The 14,016-nt window shown below is 31.7% G+C and carries 16 protein-coding genes and 1 riboswitch; of the genes, 9 read left to right on the forward strand and 7 right to left on the reverse strand.

What is annotated here, in order from left to right; genetic code table 11:
• Positions 1-44 precede the first annotated feature (44 nt).
• Positions 45-524, forward strand: a complete 480-nt coding sequence (ytkD, locus tag SH09_RS04125; RefSeq protein ID WP_042738357.1) for an RNA deprotection pyrophosphohydrolase — start codon at positions 45-47, stop codon at positions 522-524.
• Positions 505-1,293 carry an alpha/beta hydrolase family protein gene (locus tag SH09_RS04130; RefSeq protein ID WP_186823862.1) on the forward strand — a complete coding sequence of 263 codons (789 nt, stop codon included), beginning with the start codon at positions 505-507 and terminating at the stop codon, positions 1,291-1,293. Before ytkD ends, SH09_RS04130 begins: the two co-directional genes overlap by 20 nt.
• A gap of 117 nt (positions 1,294-1,410) precedes the next feature.
• Here the strand turns inward: SH09_RS04130 and pckA are convergent, their stop codons facing one another.
• A complete protein-coding gene (pckA, locus tag SH09_RS04135) occupies positions 1,411-3,000 on the reverse strand; it encodes a phosphoenolpyruvate carboxykinase (ATP) (protein WP_042738358.1) in 1,590 nt (529 codons plus the stop codon).
• A 165-nt stretch (positions 3,001-3,165) separates the two neighbouring features.
• Positions 3,166-3,278, forward strand: a riboswitch (SAM riboswitch).
• Positions 3,279-3,387: 109 nt separating this feature from the next.
• Here pckA and metK point away from each other — a divergent pair.
• The 3 genes from metK (at position 3,388) to SH09_RS04150 (ending at position 6,901) form a co-directional block, all read left to right on the forward strand.
• The gene (metK, locus tag SH09_RS04140; RefSeq protein ID WP_042738359.1) at positions 3,388-4,584 is read left to right on the forward strand and encodes a methionine adenosyltransferase; all 1,197 of its coding nucleotides are present in this window, start codon (positions 3,388-3,390) and stop codon (positions 4,582-4,584) included.
• A gap of 90 nt (positions 4,585-4,674) precedes the next feature.
• Positions 4,675-5,583: an NERD domain-containing protein gene (locus tag SH09_RS04145; RefSeq protein WP_042738360.1), complete on the forward strand. Its 909-nt coding sequence runs from the start codon at positions 4,675-4,677 to the stop codon at positions 5,581-5,583.
• Positions 5,584-6,064: 481 nt separating this feature from the next.
• The gene (locus SH09_RS04150; protein WP_042738361.1) at positions 6,065-6,901 is read left to right on the forward strand and encodes an aldo/keto reductase; all 837 of its coding nucleotides are present in this window, start codon (positions 6,065-6,067) and stop codon (positions 6,899-6,901) included.
• A 109-nt stretch (positions 6,902-7,010) separates the two neighbouring features.
• On the opposite strand, the gene SH09_RS04155 is transcribed toward SH09_RS04150, so the two are convergent.
• The 3 genes from SH09_RS04155 to SH09_RS04165 form a co-directional block, all read right to left on the reverse strand.
• On the reverse strand, positions 7,011-7,367 hold the full coding sequence (locus tag SH09_RS04155) for a fluoride efflux transporter FluC (protein ID WP_042738362.1): 357 nt from the start codon (positions 7,365-7,367) through the stop codon (positions 7,011-7,013).
• Positions 7,364-7,729 (reverse strand): fluoride efflux transporter CrcB, encoded by a 366-nt coding sequence (gene crcB, locus SH09_RS04160; RefSeq protein ID WP_042739017.1) that lies wholly within the window; start codon positions 7,727-7,729, stop codon positions 7,364-7,366. The genes SH09_RS04155 and crcB overlap by 4 nt, the downstream gene beginning before the upstream one ends.
• Before the next feature lie 65 nt (positions 7,730-7,794).
• The gene (locus tag SH09_RS04165) at positions 7,795-8,100 is read right to left on the reverse strand and encodes a hypothetical protein (protein ID WP_042738363.1); all 306 of its coding nucleotides are present in this window, start codon (positions 8,098-8,100) and stop codon (positions 7,795-7,797) included.
• Between the two features lie 286 nt (positions 8,101-8,386).
• On the opposite strand from SH09_RS04165, the gene SH09_RS04170 reads away from it, so the two are divergent.
• Together SH09_RS04170 and SH09_RS04175 are read left to right on the forward strand one after the other, a co-directional pair.
• Positions 8,387-9,100 carry a transaldolase gene (locus SH09_RS04170; RefSeq protein ID WP_042738364.1) on the forward strand — a complete coding sequence of 238 codons (714 nt, stop codon included), beginning with the start codon at positions 8,387-8,389 and terminating at the stop codon, positions 9,098-9,100.
• A 351-nt stretch (positions 9,101-9,451) separates the two neighbouring features.
• Entirely contained in the window at positions 9,452-9,901 is a 450-nt protein-coding gene (locus SH09_RS04175; protein WP_042738365.1) for a hypothetical protein, read from the forward strand.
• Between the two features lie 6 nt (positions 9,902-9,907).
• On the opposite strand, the gene SH09_RS04180 is transcribed toward SH09_RS04175, so the two are convergent.
• Positions 9,908-10,330 (reverse strand): competence protein ComK, encoded by a 423-nt coding sequence (locus tag SH09_RS04180; RefSeq protein ID WP_042738366.1) that lies wholly within the window; start codon positions 10,328-10,330, stop codon positions 9,908-9,910.
• Between the two features lie 15 nt (positions 10,331-10,345).
• On the reverse strand, positions 10,346-10,810 hold the full coding sequence (locus SH09_RS04185) for a sigma-70 family RNA polymerase sigma factor (RefSeq protein WP_042738367.1): 465 nt from the start codon (positions 10,808-10,810) through the stop codon (positions 10,346-10,348).
• Between the two features lie 221 nt (positions 10,811-11,031).
• Between SH09_RS04185 and SH09_RS04190 the strand changes: the two genes are divergently transcribed.
• Positions 11,032-11,253, forward strand: a complete 222-nt coding sequence (locus tag SH09_RS04190) for a hypothetical protein (RefSeq protein WP_042738368.1) — start codon at positions 11,032-11,034, stop codon at positions 11,251-11,253.
• A 166-nt stretch (positions 11,254-11,419) separates the two neighbouring features.
• Entirely contained in the window at positions 11,420-12,271 is an 852-nt protein-coding gene (sagB, locus tag SH09_RS04195; protein ID WP_042738369.1) for a peptidoglycan release complex glucosaminidase SagB, read from the forward strand.
• A 698-nt stretch (positions 12,272-12,969) separates the two neighbouring features.
• Here the strand turns inward: sagB and SH09_RS04200 are convergent.
• Positions 12,970-13,896, reverse strand: a complete 927-nt coding sequence (locus tag SH09_RS04200) for an osmoprotectant ABC transporter substrate-binding protein (RefSeq protein ID WP_042738370.1) — start codon at positions 13,894-13,896, stop codon at positions 12,970-12,972.
• Positions 13,897-14,016 lie beyond the last annotated feature (120 nt).

Consider the following 14,016-nt stretch of genomic DNA (forward strand, 5'->3'; position numbering starts at 1 on the left):
TAAAATCATAGCATTGTTAGTTTAACATAGAAAGAGGAAGAGTGATGAGCGTGAAGTTTAAAGATAAAGAAAATGATAATGTATATTTAACGTATAAAGACGATTCAGATATTCCTGACGGTGAACACGTTCTAATCATTCCGAACTATCAAGGGAAATTATTATTCACACAACATAAAGTAAGAGGTATTGAATTTCCGGGAGGCAAGGTTGAACCTGGGGAAACCAGTTTAGTTGCTGCAAAAAGGGAATTGTTTGAAGAAACTGGTGGTGTTGGAGAAACATTTCATTATATTGCCCAATATTATGTAGAAAGAACTTGCGGTAAAAGATTTACTAAAGATGTGTTTATGGTCACCGTAGATGTCTTAGAGCAACAGTTAAATTATTATGAAACGCATGGCCCTTTATGCTTTAATGATGTTTCAGAAGTACCGAGCAACAAAAAGAGCTATTTATTGAAAGATGCAGCAATTTTACAATGCTTAGAAAGAGTGATGGAAATTGGCTTTTATAAATCATAAGCGCATGCCAGTCGAGAGTTTAGATCATATATTTGAAGAGGTTACGTACTTGGTTGATAATTTAAAGGTTCGTGGACTGATGATGCGACCAACACGTACTGTGAAACGCATAGTTATATATTTGCGCGGAGGTAAAGGACAGGTAGGGATGGTCCGTACAGGACGTTTGATGCAATTTTCTGATGCGCACACTTTAGTATTTGGTCCTTATTATCGTGGCAATAATGGTAGTGAAGGTAAAGATGAATTTTATGGCGGTGATTTGGATGATGTATGCGTTGCTGTTCGAATACTACATGACATGTATCCTGATGCACCAATACATATGGTTGGTTTTTCTAGGGGTGGCTTACAAGGTTTATTAACTTTCCAAGCATTGCCAGTTTCAAGCTTTATCATTTGGGGTGGCGTGTCGAATATACATTTAATGTATGAAGAACGTGTTGATTTAAGAGGAATGTTACGCAGAATGATTGGTCACCCAAAGAAAGATTATGCTGCTTATGCTAAGCGAGATGCATTGACATCAATAAACTCAGAGTGTCCGCCCATCTTCATTGTGCATGGTGGCAAGGATAAACAAGTAGGTATACATCAAGCATATCATTTAGAATGTAAATTGTCTGAAAGAAACGTGACATTTCGTACATTTTATCAAATGGATGAAGGTCATGTACCAAGACCGCCTGCAATTAAACATGCATTAAACGCTGTTAAGCAGTGGATGACGGATGTTGAAAATAATTGTATTCAGCAACACTACATTTAATATAATCGTCTTCTAAAATGAGTTGGAATATAATAGCCTGAATGTTTAAAAATATATTTATTTTTGTTAATTTATATAAAAAAAGACCGTGTGTTAGGCACACGGTCTTTTTTGGTATTATTTAAATCCACCATTTTTTGCTAGGTCAGATACTTCTTCACCAAACTTTTCAAAATTACGTTTGAAGCGGTCGATTAAATCTTGAGCTTGCGCTTTGTACTCATCTGATTTGCTCCAAGCGTTAATTGGGTTTAATAATGTTTGAGGTACATCTTCGACATGAATTGGAATATTTAATCCGAACATATCATCTTTAATGTATTCAGCATCTTTAAGTTTACCTGTAATGGCTTGGTTTACCATTTGTCTAGTGTAGTTTAAGCTGATTCTTCTACCAACACCATATTTACCACCAGTCCAACCAGTGTTTACGAGATAGACATCAACATCATGTTTATCGATTAGGTCTCCGAGTAAATCTGCATATACCTTTGCATTTAATGGCAAGAAAGGTGAGCCGAAGCATGTTGAGAATGATGGTTCAGGTTCTGTAACGCCACGTTCAGTACCTGCTAATTTAGCAGTGAACCCACTTAAGAAATGATACATTGCTTGATCTTTAGATAATTTGGAAATTGGAGGTAATACACCAAATGCATCTGCAGTTAAGAATATAATTGTATTAGGATGTGCAGCTTTTGATGGTGTTACAATGTTATCAATATGATTGATAGGGTATGCAGCACGTGTATTCTCTGTGTATTTATTATCATCGAAATCTACATCACCGTCTTCATCAACGACAACGTTTTCTAAAATTGTTCCATACTGGATAGCGTCGTAAATTTGTGGTTCCTTTTTATATGAAAGGTTAATTGCTTTTGCATAACAACCACCTTCAATATTGAAGATTCCGTTGTCATTCCATCCGTGCTCATCATCACCAATTAATTTACGTGTAGGATCTGCGGATAACGTTGTTTTACCTGTTCCTGAAAGACCGAAGAATAGTGCAACATCGCCTTTTTCGCCGACGTTAGCAGAGCAATGCATACTCATAATATTATCTTTCGGCAACAGGTAATTCATTACAGAGAAAATACCTTTTTTCATTTCACCTGCATATTCAGTACCACCGATTAAAATAACTTTGTGTTTAAATGAAGTAATGATAAATGTTTCAGAATTTGTACCATCTACTTCTGGATTAGCTTTAAAATGTGGCGCTGACACGATTGTGAAATTAGCTTTAATTTCTTGTGCTTCTTCTTTAGATTTTGGACGTATAAACATGTTTTGGGCGAATAAATTATGCCAAGCAAGTTCATTGATTACTGTTAACTTTAACTGTGATTCTTCGTCACTACCTGCATAACCATTAAAGACATAAAGTTCGTCCTTTTGATCTAGGTATTCAAGAACTTTGTCATATAATTTTAAAAATGTTTCCTCTTCGATAGGTTGGTTGATATTACCCCAATCGATAGAATCTCTATAAGATGGTTCTGTCACGATGAATTTGTCTTTAGGTGAACGTCCAGTATATTTACCAGTCTTTGCATTAATTGCTCCAAGTTCTGTTAATTCACCCTCACCATTATTTAAAATCTTGTTATACAATTGTGTTGTAGAAAGTTGGAATAATGATGACGTTTTGCCCAAAATGTTTTCGATTTTATTAGTGTATGTGTATGTATCTACAGCCATACTCAATCCCTCCAAAGTTATTTGTATTGTAAGCCTTTACAATTAAAAAGTATAACACATATGATTTATTAGTACACATCATTTTAAAGGGAATTTAAAATTTATATTAATAAATGTTAAATTGACATTATTACTTAACTTCGGTACTATAGTGATTAACGGATTCTCTTATCCTGAGAGGCGGAGGGACATGGACCCAATGAAGCCCAGCAACCTCTTCTTAATACGAAGAAAGGTGCCAAACCGTTTGCAGACAAATACCGTCTGAACGATAAGAGCGAATGGACGTATTAGGGCCTTCTCTCTATTTAATATAGTGAAAGGGCCCTTTTTTAATGAGCTCACAGTATAGAGAATATTCGTAATTTAAAACTAAAGGAGCAAATTATGACTTACAATAGAAGATTATTCACATCAGAATCTGTAACAGAAGGACATCCAGATAAAATTGCCGACCAAGTTTCAGATGCGATTTTAGATGAAATATTAAAGGATGACCCAAATGCACGTGTAGCTTGTGAAACGACAGTTACGACTGGTATGGCGTTAATTTCAGGTGAAATATCAACAACTACTTATGTTGATATTCCTAAGGTAGTAAGAGAGACAATTAAAGAGATTGGCTATACGCGTGCTAAATTTGGTTATGATAGTCAAACAATGGCAGTATTAACAGCGATAGACGAACAATCACCTGACATCGCTCAAGGTGTGGATACCGCATTAGAATATCGCGATGATTTATCTGAGGCTGAAATAGAGGCGACAGGTGCCGGAGACCAAGGCTTAATGTTTGGCTATGCAACAAATGAAACAGATACTTATATGCCGTTGCCAATTTTCTTATCTCATCAATTATCTAAACGTTTATCAGACGTAAGGAAGGATGGCATATTAGACTATCTTCGCCCAGATGGTAAAGTGCAAGTAACTGTTGAATATGATGAACATGATAAACCAAGCCGTATTGACACAATTGTAGTTTCTACGCAACATGCTGAAGATATTGAATTAGAACAAATTCAAAATGATATTAAAGAGCACGTTATTTATCCAACAGTTCAAAAAGATTTACTAGATGAACAAACAAAATTCTACATCAATCCTACTGGTCGATTTGTAATTGGTGGACCTCAAGGAGATGCGGGCTTAACAGGTCGTAAGATTATTGTAGATACGTATGGCGGATATGCACGCCATGGTGGTGGATGCTTTAGTGGTAAGGATCCTACAAAAGTTGACCGTTCAGCAGCATATGCAGCACGTTATGTAGCTAAGAACATTGTTGCAGCAGGATTATCTGATAAATGTGAAGTGCAACTTGCTTACGCAATTGGTGTTGCAGAGCCAGTTTCTATATCAATCGATACATTTGGTACAGGCAAAGTGAATGAAAGTGTGTTAGTTGAAGCGGTTAGAACTCACTTTGATTTAAGACCGGCAGGAATTATAAAAATGTTAGATTTAAAACATCCTATTTATAAACAAACTGCAGCATATGGTCATTTTGGTCGTACGGATGTGTTGTTACCATGGGAGAAACTTGATAAAGTCAACTTATTGAAAGATTCTGTACAAGCATAATAAATTGCCTTAAGTGTAGAGTTTACACTCGAATAAACAGATGATTTCCATTATAATAAAGTTACTGACACATAAAGGAGCGTTATTGTTATGAACTCATTGGGACCTTTAGAAATTGGTTTAATCGTGGCAATTATCGTAGCAATTATTTGTTTGATTTTATTTATTGCTGCTTTAAACAGTAAGAAGAAAGCACAGAAAAAGATTGAAGAACAATATCAATCTAAAGAACAAAAGTTAAAAGAAGCACACGAAGAAGAATTAGAAAAAGAAAGAATCGAAAATAAAAAGACTGTTACAAAACAAAAAGAAGAATATGATGCGACAGTCAATACTAAAGATAGAGAAATTGATGCACTGAAACTTTTCTCAAAAAATCATAGTGAGTATGTAACAGATATGAGATTGATTGGTATTCGGGAACGCTTAGTAAATGAAAAGCGAATTAGACCTGAAGATATGCATATTATGGCTAATATCTTTTTACCACGAAATGAATTTAGCGATGTGCAACATATCAGTCATTTAGTATTAACACGTACAGGGTTATATATAATCGATTCCCAATTGTTAAAAGGTCATGTCTATAATGGCATCAGTGCAAATCAATTCAAAGATCAACCAATGATTGAGCAAGTTTTCGATACATTAGATCTTGATAAGCAAAAGGCTCAAACATTAGTATTAGATCAAAATGATGATATGAAATCATTGAATTTTGTAAATTATACTGAGCATATTAATGATATTGAAAAGTTAGCAGGCGATATTCAAACAGAATTGAACTTGAAATTCACACCGACGACTATCTTGTACTTTAATCCGAAGAATGAAGGTGCTGTTACAATCACAAACTATGCACAAAGTTCAAATTCTAAAGTGCTTGTTGGTCCAGAACAATTGGATGAATTCTTTAATAAGTTTGTCTTCCATGGTCGTATTCAATACACTGTCGAAGATTTACAACGCATTATGGATGAAATCGAATCTTTTAATTAATATCTTTGCTAAAGTAACGTAATCAATTTTCTGAAATGAATAGAGTGGTTGGGACTTAAATCATCCATTCTCAAATAAAAGAGAGCTAATCCATTGTTGATTAGCTCTTTTTTTTTATATTTAAATTTGGTTCGTAATATATGTAGATAACAAAAAATAATAAATTCCGTGTAATTAATTGTAGCGTAGATAAATTTAATTTGAAGTTTTTGATTTAAAAATACATCATCATGTGGAGTATCTGGCGAGAGGCCTAAGTGAAAAATGCTAGGCAAAGACCAATGGTGAGATGACATGCTAGGAAAAAGAACTGAGAAAACTATGATAAATTAAAGTTTGGAAGTAGTAAATATGTGCAATACATATTAGTGATTAACGTAATAAATAGCTAATTTATTTGGTTATGAAGCTTTTTGATTTATATGACTTACGAAATTGTATATCATGTAAGATAAGTAAAGTAAAAAAGGGGATATGAACATTGGAAAATATTACGTTTTACAATGGCAATGAAATGCCGATACTTGGATTAGGTACATTTAGAGTAGATAATAGCGATCAATGTAAAGAAGCAGTAAAACATGCTATAGAGAGTGGATATCGCCATATTGATACAGCTATGATTTATGAAAATGAAGAAAAAGTTGGCGAAGGTATTGCTGAAGCGTTAGAATCTACTGGTATTGACCGAAGCGAACTATTTATTACTTCGAAGTTATGGTTAGCAGATTATGGTAGAGACAATGTTGCAGATGCTTATGCAACGAGTTTAAAAAAATTAGGATTAGACTATTTAGATTTGTATCTTATGCATTGGCCAGGTACTGATGAAGCGTTAATGATTGATACATGGCAAGGTATGGAAGATTTATATAAAGATAATAAAGTTAAAAATATCGGTGTTAGTAACTTTGAACCAAGTCATTTGGATGCACTATTAGCTCAAGTTTCAATTAAACCAGTGATTAATCAAGTTGAATTTCACCCATACTTACTGCAACAAAAATTAAGAAACTATCTAGAAGTTCAAAATATCCATGCTGAGTCATGGTCACCATTAATGAATGCACAAATCTTAGAAGATGAGACAGTGCAACAAGTTGCTACAGAAATTGGTAAAACACCAGCTCAAGTAGTTATTAGATGGAATATAGACCATGGTGTCGTTGTTATACCAAAATCTGTAACGCCATCTAGAATTGAAGAAAACTTAAATGTCTTTGACTTTAAATTGACTACAGAGCAAATTGAAAAATTAGACCAGTTAAATGAAGATAAACGTATTGGACCAAATCCATTAGAATTTACTGGCGAATAAACCATTTAAATTTAGAAATATTAATATTAAAAAGAACCTAGTAAATGCGTTTTTATAACAATTCATTTACTGGGTTCTTTATTTTGTCAATTAATATTGCTGATTACATTTATAAAATAATATACCCGATGAAACAGGCGGCGAATGAAACAACATATTGGAGTAAGGAATATCCAATAAAATGCCACAGATTTTGTTTATCTACTAACATCTTTACAAGTTCAGAAGATAAAGTAGAAAAAGTGGTTAATCCGCCTAGGACACCAATAATTAGCAATGGATGTATCCAAGATGTATGTATAGTCATTCCCATAATAAAGCCGATAAAGAAACTACCTATAATATTAACGAATGGCGTAGCAATTGGAAATGGGGAAGTGAATTTAGTAGCACAATAATTTGTAATAAAGCCTCTAATGACTGCTCCGATACCGCCACCTAACATTACAAATAAAATATTGATCATGCTATCTTCCCTCCAATTCGCACACCGATATAACAAACTATAATCCCAATGATATAACTCGTAATCGCATAAATAACTAATAATAAATAGTACTGGTGCGCTAACATAGATACTAATTCAAATTGGAAAGTAGAAAAGGTGGTAAAGGCTCCAATAAAGCCAGTAGTAATACCTTTTTTTAAATGTGCGTTATTGGCGAAATATTTTAGTGCTAAACTACCTAACAATCCCATTAAAAAAGAACCCATGATATTAGCTATGAAAGTACCGGTGGGAAAGCCACTATCAGGATTCATAAAAGAAAACCAATATCTTAAAAGTGCTCCAATTGAGCCACCAATAAAAATAAATAGATATTGCATCATTTATACGCTTCCTCTCAATAAAATAAAATACTACAAAAGTATTTTACCTTTTGTAGCATAATTTAGAAAATAATACCAAATGTTGAAAGCGAAGAAAGGATATGAATGATAATTACGATGAGTAATACAAACGGTAATATTTTACTCGCTTTTCTAATCCAATCTGATTTGTCTTGAGAATGTTTAATCGATTTATCTGCAAAAATAATAGAAATTATTAAAATAACAGCATTTATAATACTACAAACAAAAATTAGTTTAATTATAGAATTAAAGTGCATATTTAGAAGAGGATTTCTAGTATTAAAATAAAAACTGATAATAATCAATAAACTAGATAAATAAAAATAAAGTTTTGAACGTGCCATATTTACCTCCTAGTGCAATTCATCTAATAATGATACCATATTTTTACATAAAATTAACTAAATTTACAATTAAAAGAAAAAGCAAGATTTTTATTATGATGAAAATCTTACTATTGAGGCAAATTTACTACTGTAATTTGTAAAATTCTACTCTAAAAATTTTGACAATTTAAGCAAAAAATTAGAATTTCATGTTAAATGGTGGTATAAATGAGTTGAATGGTTAATAACCGTTATAAAAATAATTCTTTATAGAATTATTTATTTTAGTCAGGAGGAATTTTTAATGGCAAAATTAAATGTTGAAGTGTTTGCAGATGGTGCAGATATTGAAGAAATGAAAGCTGCTTATAAAAATAAACAAGTTGATGGTTTTACAACTAACCCTAGCTTAATGGCTAAGGCTGGCGTAACAGACTATAAAGCATTTGCTGAAGAAGCTGTACGTGAAATTCCAGATGCCTCTATTTCATTTGAAGTATTTGCAGATGACTTAGAAACTATGGAAAAAGAAGCTGAAATTTTAAAACAATATGGTGAAAACGTATTTGTTAAAATTCCAGTTGTAAACACAAAAGGTGAATCAACAATTTCTCTAATTAAAAAATTATCAGCAGACAATGTTCGTTTAAATGTAACTGCTGTTTATACTTTAGATCAAGTTAAAGAAATTACTGAAGCTGTTACTGAAGGTGTACCAACATATGTTTCAGTATTTGCTGGCCGTATTGCTGATACAGGTGTAGATCCATTACCATTAATGAAAGAATCAGCAGAAATTACGCATAGTAAAGATGGCGTTAAATTATTATGGGCAAGCTGTCGTGAAGTAATTAATGTTATTCAAGCTGATGAAGTTGGTGCTGATATTATTACTTGTCCAGCTGATGTAGTTAAAAAAGTTAACACAAACTTAGGTAGAGATATCGACGAATTATCTGTTGACACAGTTAAAGGCTTTGCAAAAGATATCCAATCTTCAGGTTTATCAATTTTATAATCAATATCCCCTATAAACTCAATGTTTATAGGGTTTTTTGTTCTTTTAAAAAATAAAAAGAGCAGAAAAAGGGCAGATGAGTCCGAATATATGACTAGCTTTGATACTTTGTAATAATATAGTGACCCCTTATAACATGATGCAATGTTATAAGGGTTCTTAATTGTAAAAATACATGCCATAAAATTAATTGATTTATTAGGTCGATTCATTAGCTATTGTGTGAATATTTATAAAAAATTCAAATTTATACTATGCAAGTTTATGAATTAATATATAATTAATCATTGTAGTTTTAATTTTTAAAACATTGTAGCTATTAGCGCGTGACATGCTAAAGGAGTATAAAAAATGAAAGTAAATATTTTTAAACAAAAAGTAAAAAAGCAATTGTGGTTTTTAAATAAGAAAGAGAAGCGAATATTAGATGAAGTATTACAAGCGAAGATAGACAGTGATGAATCTGGTGAATTAAATCGGCCAATCGCATTTTCAAATCAATTTTTAAAATCTTATATATTTAAGGAAAAGGTAACTTCAACGACACAATTATTTGTGATGTTAATTGGTATATTAGTTACATATATAGTGTTACTAGGTCTGTTTTTATTTGGCTTTTTAGCAAGTTTGTCTTCTGTTCAATACTTTATTAAACCAGAAGTACAGCTATCCACTGCAGTCGTTCTATTAACACTAGTAGGGTCAATACTATTAATCATTCTTTGTTTGTATGCAATAAAGCAAGTGACTGCTTACTTTACGAAGAAACTGCTTGAATATAAACATAATAAAGATTTATAAGAGTAATTAATATGAATGGTGGGAAAGTGAAATACTTTCTTGCCATTTTTTGTATACAAAAGTATATGGAATTGTAACTTCTATATATTTAGTATTTTCAAAATAAATGACTGTACCATATTGTAATGACTTTAATCCGGTTATAGCCATTGCATTGATATAGTATTGGATTGCTGAACGTTTCGTAGTTAAAGGGAATAAAATTGTTTCACTATTTATGTATAAAGGTAAGAATTTTCTAATGTTCAGAGTCTGTTTTGCTTTTTTAGTTTGCAAGGGGATGGATAATTGTTGTGTTTCGAAAAAGTAACGCAGTGTTTTGTCCATTGTAGCGGGATAGAGGAAATGGTGTGTTGAAAAGTGGCAGAGTGTAAGTATTTGTGCTGATATATATGTTTTAAAATACAATAATTTTATATTCATTTTCATGTTTTGATAACCTCTTTATTTGGTATAGTAAGATAAATATTTTATTTTGATACTTTTTTGATAGTTCTTTAATGTTGAAATAGAACAATTTAAAAATTTTGCTAATTCTTTTTGTTTGTATCCTGCTAATTTGAGCTTTAACCAATATTGTTCTTTACGGGACAAAGTGGTAAGAAAATGGTTGTAGCAAGTAAGTTGTTCTAGTGAACTTTCATGTATTTGACTATCGAGCGTAATCGTATTAAAGTCGATGGGTTCAGTTTTTTTAATTGAGCGGAATAGATCGATGAGGTAAAAGTTCAAGCGGGTAAATAGAAATGTTTTTAACGACATTTGTTGGTTGGGATTGTATTCTTGGATTAACTCCCACATGCGTATAAATAACAATTGTGCAAATTCATCATAATTGTACTTTATATGGTACTTATTTAACAATGTAGCTATAATATAATTATACTCTGTTAGTTTTGATTCAATCATTCAATTTTTACTCCAAAGTTATATATATAACAATTATTTCCGGATGGACATATTTTATAAATGAAAATAAAAATTTTCATTTGCTAAATATTAATAATAGGTGTTAAATAGTAGTCGTAGATAGTTAAATTTTAAGTTTAATGACACAAAAGCGTATTCAACTTAAAAATACTGCATTTTAAAGTATAATGTTAACTTCGGACTATATTCAGGAGGTTTATATGGATTACGCACATTTAAATTTAGAGCATTTTTTTGCTAAGCATAATGATTTAGATAGGATAAAAGATAAATCCGATTTTGTAATGATAAATAATGTTTCTAAAGAAATGAAATATCGAGATGGTGAGATTGAGGGAACAATTGATCTTAACCGATATTTTTATAAAAATAGATCACAAGCGATGAGTTTTATTATTATGGAATATAAAAGTCAAGAGTAATGAAATTAAAATTTCATTACTTTTTTTATGAATATGTAACAACCAATGTATAAAATTGTCTGTTCAACTATTTAGTGTTAAAATCTATTATCGGATAGCCTTAACTTATTTGTTTTTTGCACGATGATAGGGCTAAAATTTCAATTATTACCTATGAGGTGTGAACATGACGAAGCATAAAAAAGGGTCTTTGTTATCAATAATAGGATTATTGGTAGTTTTAGGCGTGGCTGCAGTCATTGTTTTTTCAATGATTTCAGATCAAATATTCTTTAAATCAGTTAATAAACAAGAAAGTGTTGAAAATCTAAAAGTGACTTTAGATAAAGCAGCTAAAAAGCAAATTGATAATTATACAAGTCAACAAGTGTCAAGCAAAGATAATAAGACTTGGAGAGATGCGTCTTCAACTGAAATAAAAGATGCCATGGATAGTAATAAATTTATAGATAGCGATACACAAAAATATCAATTTTTAGAATTAGATCGTTATCAAGGAATAGATAAAAACAGAATTAAACGTATGTTGTTTGATAATCCAACGCTATTAAAACATACGGATGCATTTATTAATGCAGCGAAAGAGAAACATGTAAATGAAGTATATTTGATTTCGCATGCACTTTTAGAAACAGGATCTGCTAAAAGTGAATTAGCAAGTGGCGTAGAAATTGATGGCAAGAAATATTATAACTTCTTTGGTGTCGGGGCATTGGATGAGGATCCGATTAAAACGGGTTCAGAATATGCTAAAAAACACGGTTGGGATACACCTGAAAAAGCGATTAGTGGTGGTGCCGACTTCATTCATAGTCATTTCTTATCTAACAAAGATCAAAATACTTTATATAGCATGAGATGGAATCCGAAAAATCCTGGTGAACATCAATATGCCACGGATATAAAATGGGCCGAAAGTAATGCTAGTATTATGGCCAATTTCTACAAAGATATGAAAACTGAAGGTAAATACTTTAAATATTTTGTTTATAAAGATGATGAAAAGCATAGAAAATAAGTGAATATATCATTATTAATGTATTATTAAAAGAGCCCTTAACTGATTGTAGTTATTCAGTTAAGGGCTTTTTTATATGTACGATTAAAAATTTGTAAAAGTATTATGGCGAGACTCCTGAGGGAACAGGACGAGTTGAAGACTATAGGCTGAGGCTGTCCCCTAGGAAAGCGAGCCGATAAAACGAGTTATTACAAAATAAATATCACAGTAAAAGTTTAAAAGTAAGTAGTCATTAAACTTAAAGATTTCTGTTTTAACACAAACACCTTAAATATAAAACAAAATGTATGATGAATAATTTTAAAGTAACAGTATGAAATTTGAGAAGTATTATGGCGAGACTCCTGAGGGAACAGGACGAGCTGAAGACTACAAGCTGAAGTTGTCCCCTAGGAAAGCGAGCCAACAATACAAAATGAAATTTAGTAAATATTAGCGTTTCTTTACAACTATAAAAAGCTATGAACAGTCTATCGGCATAGACATTTTCATAGCTAATCTGAATTTATTATTTTTGTTAACTTCAATCATTTGAATAGGGCGAATTAATTTTACTTAGCTTTGTTTTTTTGACTTAATAATATGAACATCATTAATGAAGAAACAAACACTTTTAACATAAACTTCATAAGTTCACTTCCTTTTTATATGCGTAACTTGCTTTTTTAGTTAGTGCCATCATCATAAGCGAAAAATTATTTTTTATCAAAATAATTGTGCTTCTTTAAAAAATCTTGTGCTACAATTGCTGGTTCTTTACCTTCACCGTCAGCTTCATAATTTAATTTTTGCATTTCTTTTGTGTTGATTTTGTTGTCTAATTTATTGATTGAGCGTTTAATTTCTGGATGCTTAGATAAAAGTTTATTAGGTGCAACTGCACTAGCATCGTATGGAGGGAAGAAATTTTTATCATCCCTTAGTACGACTAAATCATAAGCTGCAATTCTGCCATCAGTGGTATAACCCAGTGCAACATCTAATTTTTTGTTTTTGAGTGCATCATAGACCAAACCGATTTGCATCGGTTTTAAATTGTTAAATCCAAATCCATAGTGAACTTTAAATGGTTCGTAACCATCACCACCACGTTTTATCCACGTTGTATCCGTGCCCACCTTAACTTGATTTTTTACTTTTTCTAGATCTGATACTTTATGTAGATGATATTTTTGTGCTGTCTCTTTGGTAACCATAAAAGCGAATGTATTTTCAAAACCATAAGAATTAAAGAACGTTTGATCGAATTTTTTGTCGAAACCGTTTTGCGTAATGTGCATTGCTTTTTTAGAATCTGTAATAGGTTTTTGTTTTAAGACGCCAGTTAAATCAGTTCCAGTATAGCGTGTGCTTGATATATCTGCATCACCCTTTAGCAAAGCGTTATGTTGAATTGTTGCTGAACCTAAATTGTTAATAATTGAACCTTGAATTTTGCCTTTCGTATCGTGTTCGATTAAGTCTTTTAGCATATATGCCATAATTTGTGACTCACTCGTGGCAAGAGCTGATATTTTTACAGACTTGTTCGTTTGGCTACCACCTAAACCTGGTAAGTCGCAACCGGATACAAAAATAAGGCTACCTATACATAATAATAGAATATGCTTGATGAAATTCATGACTTTCCCCTTTAAATTTGAAATATCAAAAAATATAATTGTTATTATTTTAAGATTAACATATTTAATATAAAAGGGTAACTTAGCTTTTGAAGTATTAGTAATACATTAAAATGTTAT

The organism is Staphylococcus gallinarum, from assembly GCF_000875895.1.
GTDB lineage: Bacteria > Bacillota > Bacilli > Staphylococcales > Staphylococcaceae > Staphylococcus > Staphylococcus gallinarum.